Raw genomic sequence first — 17,802 nt, forward strand, 5'->3', positions numbered from 1 at the left:
GGCGCCCGAAGGCGCCGTTTTTCATTCCCGTCTTTTTGTTTCCACCGACGGGGCGAACAAGCCAAAGGCTTATTCGTCTTCCAGATAGGCATAGCCTTGCAGACCCAGCTCCAGCTCGTCGAGCAGGGCCTTGCGGGTCGCGTCGTCCAGCGCCGGGTGGGAGACGATGCGCTGGTAGTTCTCGCGGATGACGGAGGGGTCTATGTTGACGTAACGCAGCAGCTGGTCGACGGTGTCGCCGCGCACCACGTTGCGAATGTCCATCTTGCCTTCATCATCGAGCCACACTTCCGCGCAGTGGGTGTCACCGAACAGGTTGTGCAGATCCCCCAGGATCTCCTGATAGGCACCGACCAGGAAGAAGCCGACGTGGCACACTTCGTTCTCGGCGTACTCCGGCATCGGCAGCGTGCTCTCGACACCCAGACCGTCGACGTAGTGCTCCACCTGACCGTCCGAGTCGCAGGTGATGTCCATCAGGATGCCGCGGCGGCTGAGCGGACGCTCGAGACCAGTCAGCGGCATCACGGGGAACACCTGACCGATACCCCAGGCATCCGGCAGGGACTGGAACAGGGAGAAGTTGGCAAAGCACTTGTCGGCCAGTTTCTCGGAGAGCTCGTCAGCCAGCGCGCGGTGGTTGCGGTTGACCGGGTTGAGCAGCTCTTTGAGCGCCAGGCAGGTGTTCTGGTGCAGCATCTCGGCCCAGGCGCGTTGCTCCAGGTTGAGCAGACCCATGGTGTACTGGGTGTTCACGTCGCCCAGATCCGCCACCGAGTCGTGGAAGATCTCCAGCAGGGAGGGATCTTCGCTGCGCAGGTCCAGCCAGCCTTTCCACATGTTCTGCAAAATGGTGGGGGCGTCGTCATCCGGCGCGCTGATGTCGCTCATCTCCACCCCTTCGGCACCAATCAGATTGGTGACCAGCACGGCGTGGTGGGCGGTCAGGGCACGGCCGGACTCGCTGATGATGGTCGGGTGCGGCAGATCGAACTCGCGGCACACATCGCCTATGCCCCACACCACGTTGTTGGCGTACTCGGACAGGCTGTAGTTGGCGGAGCAGTGACTCTGGGAGCGGGTGCCCTCATAGTCCACACCCAGACCACCACCCACGTCGACCACGTCGATGGGCACGCCCAAACGACGCAACTCGGAATAGAAGCGGCCGCACTCGCGGATACCGCCCTGGATGTCACGGATGTTGGCGATCTGGGAGCCCAGATGGAAGTGCAGCAGTTGCAGGCAATCCAGCTTGCCGACGCTGCGCAGACGCTCGACCAGCGCCAGGATCTGGGAGGCGGAGAGGCCGAATTTGGACATGGAGCCGCCGCTCGATTCCCACATGCCGGAGCCGGTGGAGGCAAGCTTGGCACGCACCCCTATGTTGGGCTTGATGTTGAGGCGAGCTGACTCGTCCAGCACCATTTCCAGCTCGGAGGGTTTTTCCACCACTATATAGACCTTGTGGCCCATCAGGTTGCCCAGGAGGGCGTGGCGGATATATTCGCGGTCTTTGTAACCGTTGCAGACGATCACCGAGCCTTGCTCATGGTGATGGGACAGCACGGCCAGCAGTTCCGGTTTGGAACCAGCTTCCAGGCCAAGCCGGGGCTTGTCGCTGTAGGACTGGCTGATGGTCTCGATGACACGACGCTGCTGGTTTACCTTGATCGGGTAAACGCACAGGTAGTCCCCTTCATAGCCTGACTTCTCGATGGCCTGGCCAAAGGCGTTGAACAGCGCATCGACCCGGCTCTTGAGGATGTCGGGGAAGCGCAGCAACACTGGGGTGGTCAGCCCGGACTGACGCAACTGTTCGATGGCATCAGAGATGACGATGTGTGCGTCAGGGCGTGACTTGTCGGGAGCGACGGTCACATGACCGGCGTCATTGATGTTGAAAAAACCCGCACCCCAGTAGGGAACGTTGTAGACCTTCAAGGAGTCCTTGCTGGACCAGTTAGTCATGGGCTATGCCTCGCAAATGAGCGGCCAGTGGCCGCCTTCGTTACCCTCAATCACATCCAGACCATCGAGTGCAAAGCGTGGCGAGCCAAGGCTGCCTGCTGGCGTCTGGAAAGTCATCTGTCTGAGCCCGCGGCGCAGGGCCGCTTGACCTCGACCGTGACTCTCTGCCACATCCAGACCATCTCTTTGCACATCGCGGCAAGCCTGTGGCTGCCTGGTGGATTTTGGGAAGTAACGAGTCTTGATGTGGGGCTGGTGGCTTTACATCAAGCTCAACGGTATGCGGTGCTGCGCAAACAGCGCCGCGGTACTTTGATGACAGACGACATCAGCCACGCCGTCAGTTCATCATTCGGCCGCATCACGACGACAGGGGAGGTTTCAAAGAAGAAAGCGAAGGCGCCAGCACGCAAGCGTGTTGATGGACGACCACGACCACAGCCCAACCCAACACCAGTGACCGCCCATGACAAGGGAAGATGATGAGCCATTGGCTCACTCGGTCAGATGGATAATGAGTGTCCGTTGTTCTCCCTGATACCGGAGCCTAACCGGTATTAAAGAAACCATACCCCAGCAGTGTCTGTCGTTTCTGCGTGCCTCGCCCTATAGGCGTATGATCTTTCAGGTTTCTGGCGGCCTCTGCCTGCTTCAGGGTTACCCTTGGATCGGCGCGGAGTGTACACACTTACCGCCAGCGGTGACAATAAAAAATAGTGTTCAAAAACTGCTTTTAATAAGGCGATCAAATCTTGCTGCCGATGAGGCTGGCACTGGGATGCCGAGGCTAGCCCGCAGGCCATTCTTGCCCCTGAAAATAGCGCGGGATTGGCCCCCTCGGGCAGAGCCCTTGTGGCACCACGCCGCACACCGGATGGGGCTTAATTACAACACGCTTAAAAATGCCGATTTCTCGTTATTTTATTCTGCGTGAAATATCAGTAGCCACCGCTTGCTCTACCTTACACGCTTCACGCCACATCTTCGCCAAAAAATGTGACAAAAACTGCGCTGACGCAATAAGCGCCCCGGCAAGATTGGCCACAATGGCCCTTCACCACAGGTTTGAGGCTTGCCAATGGATACCCTGCTTGAGCGTTTTCTGCGTTACGTGACTTTTCATACCCGCTCCGATGCGACCAATCCCGTCTGTCCCAGCAGCGAGGGGCAGCTGATCTTCGCCCGCGCCCTGCAAGGTGAGATGCAGCAGATGGGGTTGACCCAGGTCACCCTGGACGAGCACGGCTACCTCACCGCCTGCCTGCCGGGCAACCAGCCGGATGCGCCGGCCATCGGCCTGATTGCCCACATGGACACCGCCGACTACGAGGCCGAGCAGGTGGTGCCCCAGATCATCGAGAACTATCAGGGAGGGGACATCTGCCTGGGCAAGGGGGACGAGGTGCTGGCCATTCGCCAGTATCGCTGCCTGAAAAACTACCTGGGCCAGGATCTCATCACCACGGATGGCACTACCCTGCTGGGCGCCGACGACAAGGCAGGCATCGCCGAGATCCTCAGCGCCATCGCCCATCTGCAGGCCCACCCCGAGATCCCCCGTGGCGACGTCTGGGTCGGCCTCACCCCGGACGAGGAGATAGGCCGCGGCGCCGATCTGTTCCCGCTGGACCGCTTCCCGGCCAAATGGGCTTATACCGTCGATGGCGGTGAACTGGGCGAGCTGGAGTATGAAAACTTCAACGCCGCCAGCGCCACTGTGCGGTTTGTCGGCAACAACGTGCACCCAGGCACCGCCAAGGGCAGCATGATCAACAGCCAGACCCTGGCCGCCCGCTTTCACGCCGCCATGCCCCCCGAGCAGACCCCGGAGGCAACCGACGGCTACGAGGGCTTCTTCCACCTGGCCCAGATGAGCGGCACAGTGGAAGAGAGTACTCTGCATTACATCATCCGCGACTTTGATGATGACAGCTTCGCCGCCCGCAAGGCCCAGCTCAAGGAGCGGGTCGCCTCTTCGCAGCTGGATGCCCCCAAGGCACGCATCGAGCTCACCCTGACCGACAGCTATCGCAACATGCGCAGTCAGATAGAGCCGCACATGCACATCATCGAGCTGGCCAGGGCCGCCATGCTGGCCGCCGACGTGGTGCCCAAGATCAAGCCCATTCGCGGTGGTACAGATGGCGCTCGCCTCTCCTTCATGGGGCTGCCCTGCCCCAACATTTTTACCGGTGGTCACAACTTCCACGGCAAGCACGAGTTCATCCCGCTGCAATCCATGGAGAAAGCGGTCGCCACCCTGGTGGAGCTGGTGCGGCTGACCTCCGCCTGGCGCGGTTAATCGGGTAACCAGCGCTACCATGACCACAAAGAGGGGAGCCGGTTAACCGGCTCCCCTCTTTGCTAGCAAGCAGTCATACCGCTGCCAGCAAGGGAGGGGGCAGAACACGGTCATTCCCTGCCCCTGCCATCAAACCGTCATCCCGCTGCCACATGGCGGGAACAGAAACAGCACATGCTGGGGCAAAGGTTCACCGGAGCTTTGCCCATGTTCAGCGTCGACACCCTGCTACGACAATACCTGCCCCACCTCCCGGACAAGACGCCGCTGCGCCCCCTGCTCGGCCGGGGCCTGCGCTGGCTGCTGCACGAAGAGGCCTTCCAGCACTTTGCCGGCCGCTACCCCCATCTGCGCGGACTCGATTTTGTTGAGCAGGCGCTGGCGCAGCTCGATTTTGACTACCGGGTGAGCGAGACACAGCTGGAGCACATACCGACCTCGGGCCGGGTCATTATCGTCGCCAATCACCCCATAGGCTCGCTGGACGGGCTGGCCCTGCTGCGCCTGCTAGGTCGCATCCGGCCGGACGTCAAGATAGTGGCCAACCAGCTGCTGGCCCAGCTGGCGCCGCTGCGACCCTTGCTGCTGCCGGTGGACAACCTGGGGGGCAAGACCGACAGACATGCCATCCTGGCGATGGGCGAGCATCTGGCGAGCGAAGGGGCTCTGGTGATCTTCCCCGCCGGCGAAGTGTCGCGCCTCGGCCCCAGGGGGGTGAAGGATGGTCCCTGGCAGGGGGGCTTCATCAAACTGGCCCAGCGTACCCGCACCCCGCTGGTGCCCATTCACCTGGGCGGGCGCAACGGTCTGGGTTTCTATCTCGCCGCCTGGCTCAACAACGCCTGGGCGGGTCTCTTGCTGGTCAAGCAGCTGTTTCGCCAGCAGGGCGGGCGCATTGCCGTCACCATAGGGGCGCGCATTCCGCCGGCCAGCCTGGCCGGACTCCCCGCCAAGACGGCGGCGCAACTGGTGCGCAGTCACCTCTACCGGATCGGCAAGGGCAAGCGGGGCAAACTCGCGACCGAGGCCCCCATAGCCCTGCCGGAGGAGCGCCGTCAGCTCAAGCAGGCCATCGAAGCCTGCGAGGCCCTCGGCCACACCCCGGACGGTCAGGGGATCTACCTCTACCGGCGCCATGAGCTGAGCCATTCGGTGATCCTGCGCGAGCTGGGACGCCTGAGGGAAATAGCCTTTCGCGCCGTGGGGGAAGGCTCGGGCAAGCGGCGGGATCTCGACGCCTTCGACGATGACTATCACCACCTGATCCTGTGGGATCCGGCCCGGCTCGAGATCATAGGCGCCTACCGCTTCGCCCCCGTGGCCGAGCTGATGGCGAGCAAGGGACTGGCCGGCCTCTACAGCCACACCCTGTTCGGTTTCGAGGAGAAGCTGCTGCCCCGGCTGGAGCTCGCCATCGAGCTGGGTCGCAGCTTCATCCAGCCCGCCTACTGGGGCAAGCGGGGGCTGGATTACCTCTGGTTCGGCATAGGTGCCTACCTGGCCCGCTATCCCCACTACCGCTATCTGTTCGGCCCTGTGTCGCTGTCCGGCAACCTGCCGCCGGCGGCCAAGGATCTGCTGGTGAGCTTCTACCGCCAGCACTTTGCCCCCGGGCTGGCACTAGCCCCGTCGCGCCGCCCCTACCCCGCCACAGCGCCGCTGTTTGCGGGGCAGGATTACGCCGCCGATCTGCGGGAGCTCAAGGCCCGGCTCGACAATCTGGGCTGCGCCATCCCCACCCTCTACAAGCAGTATTCCGAGCTGTGCGAGCAGGGTGGCGTACAGTTCATGGACTTTGGCATAGACCCCGACTTCAATCACTGCATCGACGGTCTGGTGTGGGTGGACACAAGCCGCCTCAAACCCCACAAGCGGGCCCGCTATATCGGCAGCCCCCTGGGTGACCCGAGCCGCACTCAAGGCGCCACGCCGACCGCCAGCACCGAGCCCGGCGGAACATGCGCGACCGTGGACTGACAAATGCCAAACAGGGAGGCCGCAGCCTCCCTGTTTGTCGTGCAAGCCACCGTCATCACTGTGCGGCAGGTTTGCGATCCGAGTGACCCAGATCCCGCTCGGGGGCGATGACGTCGCGCACCCGCTGCTTGATCTCTTTCGCCTCGGGGAAGCCCTCGTCGGCCACCCTGTCCCACACCAGTACGCCATTGACCAGGATGCGGAACTCCCCCTTGCTGGCGGGCACCAGCGCCACCTCGCCGAGATCGCTGTCGAAGGTGGAGAGCAGCTCCTGCGCCAGCCAGGCGGCGCGCAGCATCCAGCGACAGAGGGTGCAGTAGCGGATCTCGATGCGGGGCTTGCTGATGGGGGTTAACGACTCTGTCATTGGGTGACTCCATAAAAATCGGCCAGCGGGAAATGGGGATAATGATGGCCCGCCATGCCGGCTGCAATAGCAAAAAGCAGCGCCTGGCTCACTGGCTGACCCCGTGGAAATCGGTCAGCCAGTGGCGGGCTATGGTGCGCATGGTGGACTGCGGCAGATCGAACAGGCCGGGGGCCAGGGGTTGCTGCGCCAGCTGACGTACCCCCTCGATGATCTCCGCCAGCACCAGATAGACATATTCGCCGATGACGGCGCCGTGAACGAAATTGACCGCCTCCCCCCGGTTGAGCAGGAAAATGGTGCTGCCATCGGGCCGGGTCAGCGCCAGCACATGGGGGCACACCTCCTCGCTCGGCCAGGGCAGCTGGGAGAGACAAAATGCAAACTCGTCGTCGGCCGAGGTGACCGAGGCCAGCATGGCGCCGGGGCGCAACTGCTGCAGGTCGGCCAGATCCAGCGCACCGTTGCCGGTGGAGCAGATCACCAGCTCGGCCCGACTCAGCGCCTCGGCCTTGCCCACCAGCTTGAAGCCGTGGGAGAGCGCCTCCACCTGGCGCAGCACGTCTGTCTCCACCAGCTCCAGGTGCAGGTTGCGGCACCTGAGCTCGCGGGCGATGCTGCGCCCCACCTTGCCATAGCCGAACAGGGCGGCCTGACAGACGTTGAAGGTACGGTTGAGGGTGCGGGCCAGGGACTCGGCGGAGTAGACCACGCTCAGGCCGATCTGGATATCCTCGGCCTGCTTGAGGGGGCTGCGCGCCACCGAGATGACAGGAGTGGCCAGCACCTCCTGCTCGTAGCGCTGATGGCCGTTTTCGGTCATCTCCACCACCCCGAGGAAGCGGGGGCCGAAATACTCGCTCAGGGTCGCCTGGGTCTTGGCAAAGTAGCCGCCTATGTCCAGAATGATCAACCTTTCATGGGGGGCCACCAGGGGGGCTATGTGCTCTATCACCCCCTGCGGCGTGTTGGTCCACTGGCGGTTGAGCGGCAGCACAGGGTAGTGCTGCTGGGCCCAGGTCAGGGTCGGTCCGTGCACTGACTTGGGTTTGGGCAGGATGGCGCCGATCCGCCCGATGTGATCGAGAGCCTGGATAAACTGGGGGCGATCGGGAAGCAGATGGGTAACCAGCAGGATGCAGAGGCCGTCGAGGCGTCCCTGCTCGGTGAAATGGCGAAAAAACAGATGCTCAGATCCTTGACTGCGCAACTGTGGCCTCCTTAGCGCGCCGCAAACAAGCAGGCAAACAGAACCCGGCATGACCGGGTTCTGTGTGTGTCCAGATAATTGAAAATCCTTTTTATCTGAATCCACAAGGGGGCTCAATCTTTATCTGTGCAGACTATGACGAAGTCGTCAACTTTCGGGTTAATTGCCTGTTTTTTATGCTAAAAATCAGTACAAAGAGGCCTCGGGCCATACCTTCCACAGACTCAATCCGGTGCCGACTCCCGCCAGCAGGATCAGCAGGGCCCAACGCTGGATCCAGGGCTTGTTGCGCAAGGCCCACTCCAGCAGCGGCAACAGCCAGACCGGCAGCAAGACCGCAAGCGGCACTTCCACGTATTGCCAGGCGAGCATCTGCATGAAGGCCAGTGCCAACCCGAGCGCGGCAGGCGCCGTCTTGACGCCGGCAAAAGCGCCAAGCAGGGCCCGGAAACCGGCAAAGGCAGCCAGGGCCCCCGCCAGCTGGGCAATCAGCAAACTGCCGTCGATGCCGATCACCAGCGCCAGCCAGATGAAGCCGAGGGCAAAGCCGAGCCCCTCGCGGCTGTCACCGCGCAAATCAGCCCAGCCAACCCAGACGATGGCAGGCAGCAGCGCCAGCCAGATGCGAGGCTCACTGCTCAGCACAGAGGCGAGCCCCTGCCACCACACCAGGGCACCGAGCGCCGCGAACAGCAAGAGCGCGGCCCGCTTGTTGGCCAGTTGCGCCGCCATCGCCGGCACCAGCAGGGTCAGCGGCAGCCACTGCCACGCCTTGACCGGCAGCCCATAGGCACCACCCAGCAGGCAGCCCACCAGCCAGAGCGCCAGGGCGCCCCACAGATACCCCAGCCGTGGCCAGCGCCATGACAGCAAAGCGGCCCCCAAAGGAGCCGCCAGGGTTTGTAGCAGGAGTGCTGCGCCCATTACTTGCGCACGCCTTCGACGAACAGGTTGATGCTCATCTCGTCCGGAATGCCGGGCAACATGTAGCTCACGCCAAAGTCACTGCGCTTGATGGTGGTGGAGGCATTGAAGCCACTGCGATAGCCGCCCCAGGGATCCTTGCCTTCACCGATGTGAACCAGCTCGAATGCCACCGGCTTGCTGATGCCGTGCAGGGTCAGGGTGCCTTTCAACACGCCCTTCTCCTTGGTGCCTTCATAGCCGGTGCTGACGAAGGTCATCTTGGGGTACTGTTTCACATCCAGAAAATCGGGGCTGCGCAGGTGTTTGTCGCGCGGCTCGTGGTTGGAGTCCACGCTGGCGGCGTCAATTTCGAAGCTTGCCTTGGCCGCTGCCAAGTTGGCATCGTCCATGCTAAAGGTGCCGCTGAAGGTGTTGAAACGACCGACCAGCTCGGAGAAGCCGAGGTGCCCCACCTTGAACTGGACAGTGGTGTGAGCCGCATCGACATCGTAATCGGCCGCCATCAGGGGGGCCGCCATAAACAGGCAGGAGGCCAGCAGGGCCTTGGTCATTTTCATCCGTTCGTTCCTTCATATTGGGGGTTCACAACAACAACCAAGATGCTAACCTCCATATCGGAATAGATAATCAGCGATTTATTAAAATAATTATCAACTGAGAGTGAAAGATGGACCAGATAGCCGCCATGCGCACCTTCATCAAGGTGGTGGAGTGTCAGAGTTTTACCAAGGCCGCCAACCAGCTCGGCATCTCGGTCGCCATGACCTCCAAGCTGATGCAGCAGCTGGAGGAGTCCCTCTCCACCCGCTTGCTGTCGCGCACCACCCGTCAGGTCAACCCCACAGAGGCCGGCCAGTTCTACTACCAGCGCTCCCAGGCCCTGCTGGCGGAGCTCGAAGAGACCCACAGCCAGCTCACCCGCAACAACCAGCAGCCCCAGGGCACCCTCAAGCTGTCGGTGCCGATGGACTTTGGCTACCTGCACCTCTCCCCCGCCCTGCCGCTGTTTCGTGAACGCTTCCCGGATCTGAAGCTGGAGATAGAGTACAGCGACCGGCGGGTGGCCCTGGTGGAAGAGGGGTTCGATCTGGCGCTGCGCATCGGCAACCTGCCGGACTCCTCCCTGGTGGCCAAGCCGCTGGCCATGATGAGGCTGGAGGTGTGTGCCAGCCCCACCTACCTGGCCCGCAAGGGCGCCCCCAAGACCCCGGAGGATCTCAAGCAGCACGACTGCCTCATCTACACCCTGACCCAGCCGGACTGGGTCTTCAAGCGGGATGGGGAGCAGCTGAGCGTGCGCCCGCAGGGGCCGCTTCGCGCCAACAACGGCGTGGCCCTGACCCGGGCCGCCTGCGATCATCAGGGCATCATATTGCAGCCCACCTTCATCGTCGGCGATGCGCTGCGATCGGGGGAGCTGGTGTCACTGCTGCCGGAGTGGGAGAAGGGGCAGGTGGGGCTCTATGCCCTCTATCCGCACCGCCGTTTCGTCTCGGCCAAGGTGCGCTGTTTCATCGAGTTCGTGCAGGAGCGCTATCTCGCTCCCCACTACTGGGATCGGGAGGTCTAACCGGTTGCATTGATTCGATGATGGAAGCGGCCTCGCCTCCCATGGCGGGAAGCGAGGCTGATGTTCAGGAGTGGGTCTCGGGGGGCGCTGTATGACCGGCGGGCAGCGGCAGCTCGGCCACCAGCAGTTGATCGGTCTGCATCAGTTGCCAGCGCGGCAGACGGCGGCGCAAGGTGGCGAGCTGCTCCTCGCTCAAGGCATAGGGCAGAGCGATGTGCAGGCAGTGGCAATCGAGCATGCCAGCCAGCTGCAACATCAGGATGAGATTGGCCTCATCCGTCTTGTGCTTGTTGATGCGTTTGCCGAGCTCCTGGCGAAAGTGGGTCTCGGGATCCTGGGTCATCGCCTGCCAACCGTAACCGAACAGCGGCATGAAGGCGCTGACGATGCCAAGGGCGGTGAGCGGCCGCTTGGGCGGGTGGTAGAGGGCGTTGAGATCCAGCAGTATGGGCGTTAGATGCAGCTCACGACTGCCGGATAAAATGTTATTACTCATTGGATAACCCTGTTGATTCCACTAGACTGCGCCGCATATTTGACCTGACATGCCAACGAGGTGCTGATGCTAAGCGATATCGAGATCTCCCGCCAGTCCCCCCGCCTTCCCATCCATGCGCTGGCCGAGCGCTTGTGCATACCGGCTCGGCTGCTCAGCCCTCACGGTCACTACAAGGGCAAACTCAGCCTGGATCTGCTCAGGCAACCCGCTGGCAAGGCAGGCAAGCTGGTGCTGGTAAGCGCCATCACACCGACGCCCCTCGGCGAGGGCAAGACGGTCACCACCCTGGGTCTCTCCATGGGGCTCAACCACATAGGCCAGCCCAGCATGGCCACCATTCGCCAGCCGAGTCTGGGCCCGGTATTCGGGGTCAAGGGGGGCGCGGCCGGTGGCGGCCATGCCCAGGTGGTGCCGATGGAGGAGATGAACCTGCACCTGACCGGGGATTTTCACGCCCTCACCGCCGCCCACAACCTGGCGGCCGCCGCGCTGGATGCCCGCCTGTTCCACGAGACCCGGCTCGGCGCCGAGTTCACCGCCAGGACGGGGCTGGCACGGCTCAATATCGACCCCGCCAACATCCTCTGGCCGCGCACCCTCGACATGAATGACCGCGCCCTGCGCCACCTCACGATTGGGCAGGGGGGCGCCGCCGATGGCGTTGAACGCCAGGATCGCTTCGTCATCACAGCCGCCTCCGAGTTGATGGCCATTCTGGCACTGGCGAGCGATCTGAAAGACTTGCGCGAGCGCATCGGCCGCATCCAGCTGGCCCTCAATAGCCAGGGCCAGCCCATCACAGCCGAGCAGCTGGAAGTCGCCGGCGCCATGACGGTGCTGCTCAAAGACGCGCTGCAACCGACCCTGATGCAGACCACGGAGCAGACCCCGGTACTGGTGCACGCAGGCCCGTTTGCCAACATAGCCCATGGCAACTCCTCGGTGATCGCCGATCGCATGGCGCTGCAACTGACCGACTATGTGGTGACAGAGGCGGGTTTTGGCTCCGATATGGGGCTGGAGAAGTTCTTCAACATCAAGCACCGCCAGTCCGGCATAGCGCCGGCCTGCGTGGTGCTGGTGGCCACGGTGCGCGGCCTCAAGGCCAACAGCGGCCTGCTCGATATCCGTCCCGGTCAGCCGCTGCCCGAGAGCCTGCTGGGGGAAGACTTGCCCACCCTTGAGAAAGGCTGCGCCAACCTCGCCTGGCATATCAACAATGCCCGCCGTTATGGCGTGCCCGTGGTGGTGGCGGTCAACCGCTTCCCCACCGACAGCCAGGCCGAGCTGGATCTGCTGATGCGCGAGGCGCGCCAAGCCGGCGCTTGCGGCACGGCCATCTCCAACGCCTTCACTCAAGGGGGCGAGGGTGCCAGTGAGCTGGCCCGTGCCGTGGTCGCCGCCTGCGAGATGCCAAGCCAGATCCAGCTGCTCTATCCCGATGAGATGAGCCTGTGTGCCAAGCTCGCCACCCTGGTGGAGTGCGGCTATGGCGGGCGCGGTGTGCGGCTCTCTGACAAGGCACGCCGCCAGCTGGCAGCGCTCTCGGCCGCAGGCTGGGATCACCTGCCCATCTGCGTGGCCAAGACGCCGCTCTCCATCAGCCATGACCCCGCCCTCAAGGGAGTGCCGACGGATTTCGAGGTGCCCATCGACGAGGTGAAGCTGTGCGCCGGTGCCGGCTTCGTCTATGCGCTGGCGGGCCCCATCATGACAATGCCTGGGCTCGGCAGCCTGCCGGCCTATCGTCATATCGACATCGATGATAACGGCGAAATAGTCGGACTGAGCTGATGGTTGCTGGTGACAGGCAGGCTGCCAAGCCACCGGTTACCGTCATATTGATATCGACGGGGACGGCAAGCTAGTCGGACTGAGCCGACAGCCTCCACGCTCAAGATCGTCGGAAACAACAAGGCCCCGCCAATGGACGGGGCCTTGTTGTTAGTAGCCATACAACTCGCTGGCCTGCCCCTAGAGGGTGAAGCGCTGGGTCATATGGTGCAGCGAGGTCGCCAGCTTGCTCAACTCGACGCAAGCCTGGGCGGTCTGCTGCGCCCCCTGGGCGTTCTCGTCGGCGGCATTGTGGATGTTGACTATGCTGCGGTTGAGCTCCTCGGTCACCGCGTTCTGCTCCTCGGTCGCGGTGGCGATCAGGGTGTTCATGTCGGTGATCTGGGTGACGGCCCCATTGATGGTATCTATGCTGCTGCCGGCATCCCGCGCCAGCCCGACGCTCTCCTGCATCTGCTGACGGCTCAGCTGCATGGCGCTGCCCGCCTCGGCGGCGCGGCTCTGCAACAGCTCTATCATCTTGCTGATCTCGGCGGTCGAGTCCTGAGTCCGCTGGGCCAGGGAGCGCACCTCGTCCGCCACCACGGCGAAACCGCGTCCCTGCTCGCCGGCACGGGCGGCCTCGATGGCGGCGTTGAGGGCCAGCAGGTTGGTCTGACCGGCGATGTCGCGGATCACATCCAGCACCATGCTGATGTTGGCGCTGTCGGTCTCCAGCTGCTGCACCACGGCGCCCGCCTGTTCAATCTTGACCGACACATCTTCGATGCTGCTGATGGCGCTGCGCACCACCTGGTTGCCCTGAGACGAGGTGCGGGAGGCATCCTTGGCGGCACTCATGGCATCCGTGGTATTGCGGGCCACTTCATTGACCGTGGACTGCATCTCGTTCATGGCGGTGGCCACCTGGGAGACCTCGCTCTGCTGGCGGGCCATGCCGGTGGCGGACTGTTCGGAGATGGCACTCACCTCCTCCACGGCGCTGCTGAGCTGGCTCACAGAGCCAGCAATTTCGCTCACCAGATTGGCCAGCGCGTTTTGCATCCGGTTGAGGGCCGAGCCCAGCTGACCCAGCTCGTCGCGGTTGAAGCGGTTGTCCTGGATCCACTCCTGCAACTCCCCCTTGCCCAGATCGCCGTTGGCGATGCGCTGAGCCTGACGGGCCAGCATGATGAGGGGATCGCGGATCTGACGGGTCAGCACCACTGAGAGGCAAACCACCAGCACCAGACCCACCAGCAGAGAAATGGTGACGCTCAACTTGGCGGAGTCATAGGCGGCCACCACCACCTTGCGCGACGCCTTGGCATAGCCATGGTTGATGCGAATGAGGTCACTGACCGACTTGGTCAGGTTGAGGTAGAGCGGGATCCCCTCGCTCATGAACACCTGCTGGGCTGCGGCCAGCTGGTCGCTCTCCTGCAGCTGTTTCACCCGCTGGTGCAGGGCCGAATAACGGGCCCAATCCGCCTTGACGGTATCGAAGGTGCGGCGCTCCTCCACATCCTCCGCCCAGATGGTGGCATCGTGCGCGACCAGCTGCTGGGCAACCTGTTCAAACTTGCGGGCCGTCTCGGTGCGATACTCCGCCTTTTTCTGCGGATCCGAGGCGATCAGGAAGAACCCCAGCTCATAGCGGCGCAGCTCGCTGATGCTCTCGCCGATGGCATTGGTGCGGTTGACGGCGGGCAAAATGCTGTCGGTGAAACCGATGGCGGCCCGGTTCATGTTGCTGAACTCGAGCAGCGAGAAGCCGCCGATAAAGGCCACCATCAGGCCGAGCACGGCAAAGCCGGCGGTGAGCTTCTTGCCTATGGTCATGGTACTGGTATTCATGGCATGTCCTGGATATGAGTGAACAGATAGCGCCCGTCTGATCCGCACCTGTCGGCACGGATCACTGTGACTGCCCTCCATGGCGGCTCATCCAGCCTTGATGAATATGTATCCTTACATGAACGAGGCGAGAACCTTTGCACGGTGCCGCGCACCTGCCTGACCAGCCCTTTCGGGTCAGCAGGAGAGCATCCCACAGGGCGGGACGACCACAGGCACAGGGCACCTCAGCTGGCTCAGCATGGGCACAAAAGAGAGCCAAAGTGATCCATGACGAGGTATATCGACCGGGCCAGCCGATCCCTTAAGGAAATTTGTGGAGGAAACAGCAGAGATGGCCGACTGGCCGCATGAACAGAAGAGGGAGGCATGCAGCTAGGCGGCATGCCTCCTGACAGATCAGCCTTTCAGGCCGCCCAGAAACTCGGCACGGGTGTCGGGCTGGGTCTTGAACACGCCACCGAGAGAGGTGGTGGTGGTATAGGAGGTGGAGTCCATCACGCCGCGCGCCTTCACGCAGAAGTGGGTCGCCTTGATGCTGATGGCCACATCCTTGGTGCCGAGCAGAGTCTGCAACGCCAGCAGGATCTGCTGGGTGAGCCGCTCCTGCACCTGGGGACGACGGGCGAAGAACTGCACTATGCGGTTGATTTTCGACAGCCCGATCACCTTGCCACGGGGGATGTAGGCCACGTGGGCCAGCCCGTCGATAGTGACGAAGTGGTGTTCGCAGGTGCTGGTGAGACTGATGTCCCGCACCATGATCATCTCGTCCACCTTCATCTTGTTCTCGATCACGGTCACCTTGGGGAAGGTGCTGTAATCGAGGCCGGAGAAGATCTCGTTCACGTACATCTTGGCGATGCGGTGCGGCGTCTCCGCCAGGCTGTCATCGGTCAGATCCAGCCCCAGCGTCTCCATGATGGCGCGCATATGGCCTTCGATCTTCTCCCTCTTCTGCTGACCATCCAGTGCATTGGCCACCAGAGGTGTCTCGAGGCCCTCGGCCTCGAGGGCTGCCCTGACCAACAGGGCTTCCTGGCTTAAGCTCGTCATCTTGTTCCTCTCCCACGCTCAGGGACTGTGATGGCCGCCTTGTCTGTGACGGCACTTTGTTGTGGCGCAATAGTAAACGGCGATTATTGCCATAATTCAAGCTAACTCAAGTCCGTCTCCTGACTTTATGCCAATCCGTCGACTTTTACCCCTTGATGGCCCCCCCATACGGGGAGGATTGCAACAAACAATCCCTCTTCCGCCACCCCTGTGCCTGGCAGCCTGGTGTCGGCTCCTGATAAGCCTGCCCATCCACCCTGATTTTTGGGATAATCCGCCCTCAACCACACCAATAGAGGTAATGACGATGGGATTTGATACCAGCGGACTACTCCCCCTGAGCCATGCCCTGCAAGGGATGCTGGACCAACTCGCCTGCTGCTGCGACACCGAGCAAGTGCCCCTGCCCCAGGCCCTCGGCCGGGTGCTCGCGGCAGATATCGCCTCCCCCTTGTCAGTGCCTCCGTTCGACAACGCCGCCATGGACGGTTACGCCGTGCGGCTGGCCGATCTCGCTGCCGGCACCCCGCTCATCATGGCGGGCAAGGCCTTCGCCGGTCAGCCCTATCAGGGGGAATGGCCCGCCAGCCACTGCGTGCGGATCATGACCGGCGCGCCCGTGCCAAAGGGCACGGATGCGGTGGTGATGCAGGAGGAAACCCAGGCCGACGGTGACAAGATCACTTTTCTGGTGCCACCCGCCCCGGGCCAGAATATCCGCCGCCGCGGCGAGGATATCCGCGAGGGAGCCAGCGTGCTCTGCGCCGGTACCCGGCTCACCCCCCGTGAACTGCCGCTGTTGGCCTCCTTGGGCATAGCCACCGTCAGCGTGCGCCGACCGCTGCGAGTGGCCATCTTCAGCACAGGCGACGAACTCAAGCCGGTCGGCACCCCGCTCGCCCACGGCGACATCTATGACTCCAACCGCTACGGGGTCAAGGCCATGCTGGCGCGCCTTGGTTGTGAGTGCCTCGACCTTGGCATCATACCGGACGACCCCGCGCAGCTGCGCGCCGCCTTCCTGCAGGCCGACCGCGAGGCCGATGCCCTGATCACCACGGGAGGCGTCTCGGTCGGTGAAGCGGATTTCACCAAGCAGTTGCTCGAGGAACTCGGCGAGATCGGCTTCTGGAAGCTGGCCATCAAGCCGGGCAAGCCGTTCGCCTTCGGCCGCCTGCCCAACGCCTGGTTCTTCGGTCTGCCGGGCAACCCTGTCTCTGCCATGGTCACCTTCGATCAGCTGGTGCAGCCTGCGCTGGCCAAGCTGGCCGGCCAACGCTTTGAGCGCCCGCTTCAACTGTCAGCCATTGCAGCAGAGCCGCTCAAGAAGGCACCCGGCCGGCTCGACTTCCAGCGCGGCATTCTGAGCCAGGGGCCAGACGGCCTGGAGGTGCGCAGCACAGGCTCCCAGGATTCCGCCGTGTTCAGCTCACTGTCGCGGGCCAACTGCTACATAGTGCTTGAACGTGAGCGGGGCAAGGTGGCGGCGGGTGAAACCGTCACCGTCGAACCATTCGGAGGCTTGCTGCTGTGAGCGACATTCTCTCGGACGCCGAGCTCTTGCGCTACAACCGCCAGATCATCCTCAAATCCTTCGACTTCGAGGGGCAGGAGGCGCTCAAGCAGGCCAGCGTGCTGGTGATAGGTGCAGGGGGCCTGGGCTGCGCCGCCAGCCAGTATCTGGCGGTGGCCGGGGTCGGCCAGCTCACCCTGGTGGATTTTGACAAGGTGGAGCTATCCAATCTGCAACGCCAGGTACTGCACACAGATGAGCGCATCGGCCACTACAAGGTGGACTCCGCCGCCCAGTCCCTGCGCGCGCTCAACCCCTGGCTCAAGGTGGAGACTCACGCCTCTGTTGCCGACGAGGCGCTGCTCGATGCCCTGCTACCCAGCCATCAGCTGGTGCTCGACTGTACCGACAACCTGGCCATCCGCAATCTGCTCAACCAATACGCGCGCAAACACAGGGTGCCGCTGGTCAGCGGCGCCGCCATCCGGCTGGAGGGGCAGCTGTGCAGCTTCACCTGGCAGGAGGGTGAGCCCTGCTACGCCTGCCTCAGCGCCCTGTTTGGCGAGCAGGCCCTTACCTGCGTCGAGGCGGGGGTGCTCGCCCCCGTGGTAGGGCTGGTGGGCAGCCTGCAGGCGCTGGAGGCGATAAAATTGCTGGCGAGCACGGGGCGCAGCTACAGCGGCCGCCTCTTGATGATCGATGGCCTCACCGGCACCTTCCGCGAGATGAAGCTGCCCAAACGCCCCGACTGCCCGGTTTGCTCCCATCCTTGAACCCGAG

General features: G+C 63.0%; 15 protein-coding genes. 7 read left to right on the forward strand and 8 right to left on the reverse strand.

The genetic code is table 11. The features are described 5' to 3' along the window. Positions 1-69 precede the first annotated feature (69 nt). On the reverse strand, positions 70-1,971 hold the full coding sequence (gene speA, locus BN1118_RS16750; RefSeq protein ID WP_043135196.1) for a biosynthetic arginine decarboxylase: 1,902 nt from the start codon (positions 1,969-1,971) through the stop codon (positions 70-72). 27 nt (positions 1,972-1,998) lie between these two features. On the opposite strand from speA, the gene BN1118_RS21900 reads away from it, so the two are divergent. The 3 genes from BN1118_RS21900 to olsF all read left to right on the forward strand — a co-directional run bounded on the left by BN1118_RS21900 (position 1,999) and on the right by olsF (position 6,250). Next, a complete protein-coding gene (locus BN1118_RS21900) occupies positions 1,999-2,454 on the forward strand; it encodes a hypothetical protein (RefSeq protein WP_043557172.1) in 456 nt (151 codons plus the stop codon). A 595-nt stretch (positions 2,455-3,049) separates the two neighbouring features. Then, positions 3,050-4,273 (forward strand): peptidase T, encoded by a 1,224-nt coding sequence (gene pepT / locus BN1118_RS16760; protein WP_043557173.1) that lies wholly within the window; start codon positions 3,050-3,052, stop codon positions 4,271-4,273. Positions 4,274-4,480: 207 nt separating this feature from the next. Continuing rightward, positions 4,481-6,250 carry a bifunctional ornithine lipid synthase OlsF gene (gene olsF, locus BN1118_RS16765; RefSeq protein ID WP_244463636.1) on the forward strand — a complete coding sequence of 590 codons (1,770 nt, stop codon included), beginning with the start codon at positions 4,481-4,483 and terminating at the stop codon, positions 6,248-6,250. Between the two features lie 55 nt (positions 6,251-6,305). Here the strand turns inward: olsF and BN1118_RS16770 are convergent, their stop codons facing one another. The 4 genes from BN1118_RS16770 to BN1118_RS16785 all read right to left on the reverse strand — a co-directional run bounded on the left by BN1118_RS16770 (position 6,306) and on the right by BN1118_RS16785 (position 9,311). Then, a complete protein-coding gene (locus BN1118_RS16770; RefSeq protein WP_042872344.1) occupies positions 6,306-6,617 on the reverse strand; it encodes an Rdx family protein in 312 nt (103 codons plus the stop codon). A gap of 88 nt (positions 6,618-6,705) precedes the next feature. Then, on the reverse strand, positions 6,706-7,827 hold the full coding sequence (locus BN1118_RS16775; RefSeq protein WP_043557174.1) for an adenosylhomocysteinase: 1,122 nt from the start codon (positions 7,825-7,827) through the stop codon (positions 6,706-6,708). Positions 7,828-8,013: 186 nt separating this feature from the next. Next, on the reverse strand, positions 8,014-8,751 hold the full coding sequence (locus BN1118_RS16780) for a hypothetical protein (RefSeq protein WP_043557175.1): 738 nt from the start codon (positions 8,749-8,751) through the stop codon (positions 8,014-8,016). Then, positions 8,751-9,311: a YceI family protein gene (locus BN1118_RS16785; protein WP_043557176.1), complete on the reverse strand. Its 561-nt coding sequence runs from the start codon at positions 9,309-9,311 to the stop codon at positions 8,751-8,753. Before BN1118_RS16785 ends, BN1118_RS16780 begins: the two co-directional genes overlap by 1 nt. Before the next feature lie 110 nt (positions 9,312-9,421). Between BN1118_RS16785 and BN1118_RS16790 the strand changes: the two genes are divergently transcribed. Next, complete coding sequence (locus tag BN1118_RS16790) at positions 9,422-10,324, forward strand: LysR family transcriptional regulator (RefSeq protein ID WP_043557177.1); 903 nt, start codon at positions 9,422-9,424, stop codon at positions 10,322-10,324. Positions 10,325-10,388: 64 nt separating this feature from the next. On the opposite strand, the gene BN1118_RS16795 is transcribed toward BN1118_RS16790, so the two are convergent. Beyond that, positions 10,389-10,820 (reverse strand): hypothetical protein, encoded by a 432-nt coding sequence (locus BN1118_RS16795; protein WP_043557178.1) that lies wholly within the window; start codon positions 10,818-10,820, stop codon positions 10,389-10,391. A gap of 66 nt (positions 10,821-10,886) precedes the next feature. On the opposite strand from BN1118_RS16795, the gene BN1118_RS16800 reads away from it, so the two are divergent. Beyond that, the gene (locus BN1118_RS16800) at positions 10,887-12,617 is read left to right on the forward strand and encodes a formate--tetrahydrofolate ligase (RefSeq protein ID WP_043557179.1); all 1,731 of its coding nucleotides are present in this window, start codon (positions 10,887-10,889) and stop codon (positions 12,615-12,617) included. A gap of 180 nt (positions 12,618-12,797) precedes the next feature. Here BN1118_RS16800 and BN1118_RS16805 read toward each other — a convergent pair whose 3' ends face one another. After that, positions 12,798-14,453 carry a methyl-accepting chemotaxis protein gene (locus BN1118_RS16805; protein ID WP_043557180.1) on the reverse strand — a complete coding sequence of 552 codons (1,656 nt, stop codon included), beginning with the start codon at positions 14,451-14,453 and terminating at the stop codon, positions 12,798-12,800. 399 nt (positions 14,454-14,852) lie between these two features. Continuing rightward, positions 14,853-15,509, reverse strand: a complete 657-nt coding sequence (folE, locus tag BN1118_RS16810) for a GTP cyclohydrolase I FolE (protein ID WP_042872363.1) — start codon at positions 15,507-15,509, stop codon at positions 14,853-14,855. Positions 15,510-15,816: 307 nt separating this feature from the next. Here folE and moeA point away from each other — a divergent pair, with 307 nt between their 5' ends. Further along, a complete protein-coding gene (moeA, locus tag BN1118_RS16815) occupies positions 15,817-17,043 on the forward strand; it encodes a molybdopterin molybdotransferase MoeA (protein WP_043557181.1) in 1,227 nt (408 codons plus the stop codon). After that, complete coding sequence (gene moeB / locus BN1118_RS16820; RefSeq protein ID WP_043557182.1) at positions 17,040-17,795, forward strand: molybdopterin-synthase adenylyltransferase MoeB; 756 nt, start codon at positions 17,040-17,042, stop codon at positions 17,793-17,795. The genes moeA and moeB overlap by 4 nt, the downstream gene beginning before the upstream one ends. Positions 17,796-17,802 lie beyond the last annotated feature (7 nt).

Source organism: Aeromonas bestiarum (assembly GCF_000819745.1).
Classification (GTDB): Bacteria; Pseudomonadota; Gammaproteobacteria; order Enterobacterales; family Aeromonadaceae; genus Aeromonas; species Aeromonas bestiarum.

Excerpts from the sequence above, each read along its gene's own strand:
- pepT (WP_043557173.1), top strand. The coding sequence starts at position 3,050 with ATGGATACCCTGCTTGAGCGTTTTCTGCGTTACGTGACTTTTCATACC.
- olsF (WP_244463636.1), top strand. The coding sequence starts at position 4,481 with ATGTTCAGCGTCGACACCCTGCTACGACAATACCTGCCCCACCTCCCG.
- BN1118_RS16770 (WP_042872344.1), bottom strand. The coding sequence starts at position 6,617 with ATGACAGAGTCGTTAACCCCCATCAGCAAGCCCCGCATCGAGATCCGC.
- BN1118_RS16795 (WP_043557178.1), bottom strand. The coding sequence starts at position 10,820 with ATGAGTAATAACATTTTATCCGGCAGTCGTGAGCTGCATCTAACGCCC.
- folE (WP_042872363.1), bottom strand. The coding sequence starts at position 15,509 with ATGACGAGCTTAAGCCAGGAAGCCCTGTTGGTCAGGGCAGCCCTCGAG.
- BN1118_RS16790 (WP_043557177.1), top strand. The coding sequence starts at position 9,422 with ATGGACCAGATAGCCGCCATGCGCACCTTCATCAAGGTGGTGGAGTGT.
- BN1118_RS16780 (WP_043557175.1), bottom strand. The coding sequence starts at position 8,751 with ATGGGCGCAGCACTCCTGCTACAAACCCTGGCGGCTCCTTTGGGGGCC.
- BN1118_RS16800 (WP_043557179.1), top strand. The coding sequence starts at position 10,887 with ATGCTAAGCGATATCGAGATCTCCCGCCAGTCCCCCCGCCTTCCCATC.
- BN1118_RS16785 (WP_043557176.1), bottom strand. The coding sequence starts at position 9,311 with ATGAAAATGACCAAGGCCCTGCTGGCCTCCTGCCTGTTTATGGCGGCC.
- speA (WP_043135196.1), bottom strand. The coding sequence starts at position 1,971 with ATGACTAACTGGTCCAGCAAGGACTCCTTGAAGGTCTACAACGTTCCC.
- moeA (WP_043557181.1), top strand. The coding sequence starts at position 15,817 with ATGGGATTTGATACCAGCGGACTACTCCCCCTGAGCCATGCCCTGCAA.
- BN1118_RS16805 (WP_043557180.1), bottom strand. The coding sequence starts at position 14,453 with ATGAATACCAGTACCATGACCATAGGCAAGAAGCTCACCGCCGGCTTT.